Consider the following 3,452-nt stretch of genomic DNA (forward strand, 5'->3'; position numbering starts at 1 on the left):
ATCACGATCTCTTCGAAGTCTTCAAAGATCGCTTCGATCCGTTCTGGGCTTTCCGGCGGTGACGCGGGCAGGGCGTCCAACACCGCGCCCGGCTCCGTCCGGGCGCGCACCGGGCGATCCGCGACACTCAGATGATAGGTCTGCGCCCAGTCCGCCACCTTGCGGCCCCATGCGCCGAATTCGTGCCACTTCATCGCCCACTCCGCTCTGCCTGGTCCGGTTTTCGCCCGCACCTTAGTGCCAATCTGGTTGCCACAGTCACAAAAAATACTTAACAAGTCAATCAAGTGTGGTGATTTGACCAGCCCCGGCAATCACTCACTGGTTGCTAACCAACAGGAATTGAGCAAAGATTCTTTCATGAGCCAAGACCTGCCACTGACCTCAAGATCCCTTCCCATCGCGCTGCTGCGCGCGCGTGAACGGGTGATGGGGCCGATCCGGGCGATGCTGGCCGATGTCGGTATCACGGAACAGCAATGGCGCGTGCTGCGGGTGCTTCAGGAAGAGGGCTCGCAAGACCCCACACGCATCGCCGACCGGGCCTGCCTGCTGCTGCCCAGCCTCACACGCATTCTGCAAAAGCTCGAGGAAAAGGAACTGATCGAACGCCGCCCCGACGCCCATGACCGCCGAAAACAGGTCATCAGCATTCGCGACGGCGGTCGCCAGATCATCAGCCGGAACCTCAGCACCAGCATCCGCGCCGCCGAGCGCATTCGTGCGCAGATGGGACCCGAGCGTTACGAAACCCTGCTGGATCTGCTCAACGAACTGCATGACATAGACGAGTGACCGGGGAACACGTCCGCGAACGATCTCCAGCAGCCCCGAATTGTCCCGCCGGGAATAAGGGGGGCTATCCCCGGCGGGGTGGCCAGGATGAGACAGGTTACTTGACCTGACCACAGGCCGGGAGGTCCTGGTCGAAACCGGACATCCGGCCTTTAGCAACAAGGCATGCGTGGCCTGAAATGAGACCGCCCATTTCACAGAGAAGCTTGGGTGCGGGTTCTCTGGTGGGTGTGCCCTGTAGCATTCCTGCGCCGTCACTTGCGTGAGTGGCCGTGTTCCTTCATGTCCCGAAAAAGGTCTGACTGGGTTTTGCTACCCCAATTCTTGGTGGACCTGGCGCAGTTCCTGCCCTACCGCGCATCATGGCAGGAAACAAAGCCGCAAGGCTCCACCTTTAGGTTGAAATTAGCGCGCGCATCCTTGCCGCCAAGGCTGCAGCGCGAAAAATCATTGATCACGTTTGCGTTTGTTCCGGGTGTTTCCTCCAAAGCGGGACGTGTCCCACCAATACTCCGAATCCGTCCAATCGGCGGACAGGAAATCGGACGAAACCGAATCTGCGCGAATTCGCGCCACTGCAACCATCGGTTGTCGGCAGAAACTGGCGCGTGCAGCCCGGTGATTCCATTCAACCGGCGACTCGGCCCTTCCTGACGGCTCAACCTTGCCTCAAACCAAATGCCCCATAAGATACAACCCGGTGCACTGCGCATGGGGGGAGGGTGTCTTGTCACAGAAACTGGGAACGCTGGAAGACCTGCCGCAGGATTACCGAGACGACATGGAACGCGCGGGCGTCGCCCCCTTGTGGCCGATGATGCGCAACGTCCTGCCGCATGGCGAACCGCAGCCGGTCACCCGCCCGGGCTATTGGAACTACGACACGGTTCGCCCCCTTCTGCTGCGCGCCGGAGAGCTGACGCCGGTCGAAAAGGCCGAGCGCCGGGTGCTGGTCCTGTCCGATCCCGGCCGCGGCGTCGGTGCGATGCAGGCGACCTCGACCATCTATCTGGGCCTGCAGCTGCTGTTGCCCGGAGAACAGGCGCCAGCGCACCGCCACACCCCCTCTGCCGTCAGGATCGTGGTCGAAGGCACTGGTGGTTATACCGTGGTCGATGGCGAACGGCTGCCGATGGACGCGGGTGATCTCGTGCTGACCCCGGGCGGGGAATGGCACGACCACGGTCACGACGGCGACGGCCCCGTCGTCTGGCTCGACGCTTTGGACTTGCCGCTTTTCGTCTATCTCGAAGGCTCATACGCCATCGAGGGCGAATTGCAGGCACAGCGCAACCGTCCCGATGCCAGTCAGGTCGAATACCGCGCTGCGGGTCTTGCACCATCCCGACGCCCGCGCCAGACCGCCCGCCGTTACCCGATGATGCGCTATCCCTGGTCCGAAACCGAAGCGGCCTTGCGCCAGATGGCAATCTATGGCGAAGGCGTCACCGAACTCGACTACATCAACCCTGAAACCGGCAACGACGTGCTGCCAACTCTGGGTTTCACCGCGATGATGCTGAAAAAGGGCGAACGCCACGCGCCGCCTTTCCGCTCCGCCTCCTGCGCCTTTCATGTCATCGGCGGCGAGGGCGAAACCACCATCAACGGCAAGACCATCCTCTGGGGGCCGAAAGACACGTTTACCGCCCCGGTCTTTGCCGACATTGCCCACAAGGCCGGGACCGAGGCCTTCCTGATCCGCATTCACGACCGTCCCCTGCAGGACAAGCTTGGCTATTACGAGGAGCGCCCGAGATGAGCGACAGCCTGTTCACCCTTCCCCCTGTTCCGGGCATCCCGGTCAGGGGCGAATCCGCGACCTACCCTATCGGGCGGATTTTCTGCGTGGGCCGCAACTATGCCGCGCACGCGGCCGAGATGGGCAACGAAGTGGATCGCGAAGCGCCGTTCTACTTCACCAAATCCGCCCCCAACGCCATCCTGACAGGCGCGTCGGTGCCCTATCCGCCGGGGACCGAGAACTATCACTATGAAATGGAACTTGCATTTGCCATTGGCAGGCCGGTGTTCCGCGCCAGCCGGGACGAGGCCTGGGCGGCCGTCTATGCCTATGGCTGCGCCCTCGACATGACCCGGCGCGACCTGCAAATCCGCGAACGCAACAAACAGCGCCCCTGGGATCTGGGCAAGGATGTGGAAAACGCCGCCGTTTTTGCGCCGCTGACCAAGGCGGGCGACTGGTCGCCGGATGACGGCAAACGCATCCATCTTCAGGTGAATGGCGAATCCCGTCAGGATGCCACGCTGTCCGAGCTGATCTGGAAGATCGACGAAATCGTCAGCCATCTGTCTGGCTTTTATCATCTGCGCCCCGGCGACCTGATCATGACCGGCACGCCGGCGGGCGTGGGGCCGGTGATCGCCGGCGACCTGATCACCGGCAGCATTGACGGGCTCGACCCGATCGAATTGAACCTGACCGAGGCCGAATGACCCATGTCAGACCGGATCGTCATCGCGGGCGGCGGGATCGGGGGGCTGGCGGCCGCCATTGGCCTCGCCCAGCGGGGGCAGCGGGTTCTGGTGCTGGAAAAAGCCGGTCAGTTCGGCGAAATCGGGGCGGGAATCCAGCTGGGTCCGAACGCCTTCCATGCCTTTGACTATCTGGGCGTCGGTGACGCGGCGCGGGCGAT

General features: G+C 62.6%; 4 protein-coding genes and 1 pseudogene. 4 read left to right on the plus strand and 1 reads right to left on the minus strand.

Annotated features, from left to right (window positions below):
* A pseudogene (locus tag AC2FNB_RS20770) lies at positions 1 to 194 on the minus strand (aspartate aminotransferase family protein); the annotation flags it as partial.
* 166 nt (positions 195 to 360) lie between these two features.
* Between AC2FNB_RS20770 and hpaR the strand changes: the two are divergent.
* From hpaR to AC2FNB_RS20790, 4 genes are all read left to right on the plus strand, one after another.
* Positions 361 to 795, plus strand: coding sequence for a homoprotocatechuate degradation operon regulator HpaR (hpaR, locus tag AC2FNB_RS20775; RefSeq protein WP_496748645.1), 435 nt, complete (start codon positions 361 to 363; stop codon positions 793 to 795).
* A 727-nt stretch (positions 796 to 1,522) separates the two neighbouring features.
* Positions 1,523 to 2,557, plus strand: coding sequence for a cupin domain-containing protein (locus AC2FNB_RS20780; protein WP_480748514.1), 1,035 nt, complete (start codon positions 1,523 to 1,525; stop codon positions 2,555 to 2,557).
* Positions 2,554 to 3,252, plus strand: a complete 699-nt coding sequence (locus AC2FNB_RS20785) for a fumarylacetoacetate hydrolase family protein (RefSeq protein ID WP_480748515.1) — start codon at positions 2,554 to 2,556, stop codon at positions 3,250 to 3,252. The genes AC2FNB_RS20780 and AC2FNB_RS20785 overlap by 4 nt, the downstream gene beginning before the upstream one ends.
* A 3-nt stretch (positions 3,253 to 3,255) precedes the next feature.
* Positions 3,256 to 3,452, plus strand: a 197-nt coding sequence (locus AC2FNB_RS20790) for an NAD(P)-binding protein (RefSeq protein WP_496748646.1), incomplete at its 3' end; no start/stop codon positions are given.

The sequence above is a fragment of the Ruegeria sp. BHSB058 genome (assembly GCF_059613285.1).

What these genes read in the sequence shown, in the direction of transcription:
- hpaR (WP_496748645.1), top strand. Translation starts at nt 361, where the DNA reads ATGAGCCAAGACCTGCCACTGACCTCAAGATCCCTTCCCATCGCGCTG.
- AC2FNB_RS20785 (WP_480748515.1), top strand. Translation starts at nt 2,554, where the DNA reads ATGAGCGACAGCCTGTTCACCCTTCCCCCTGTTCCGGGCATCCCGGTC.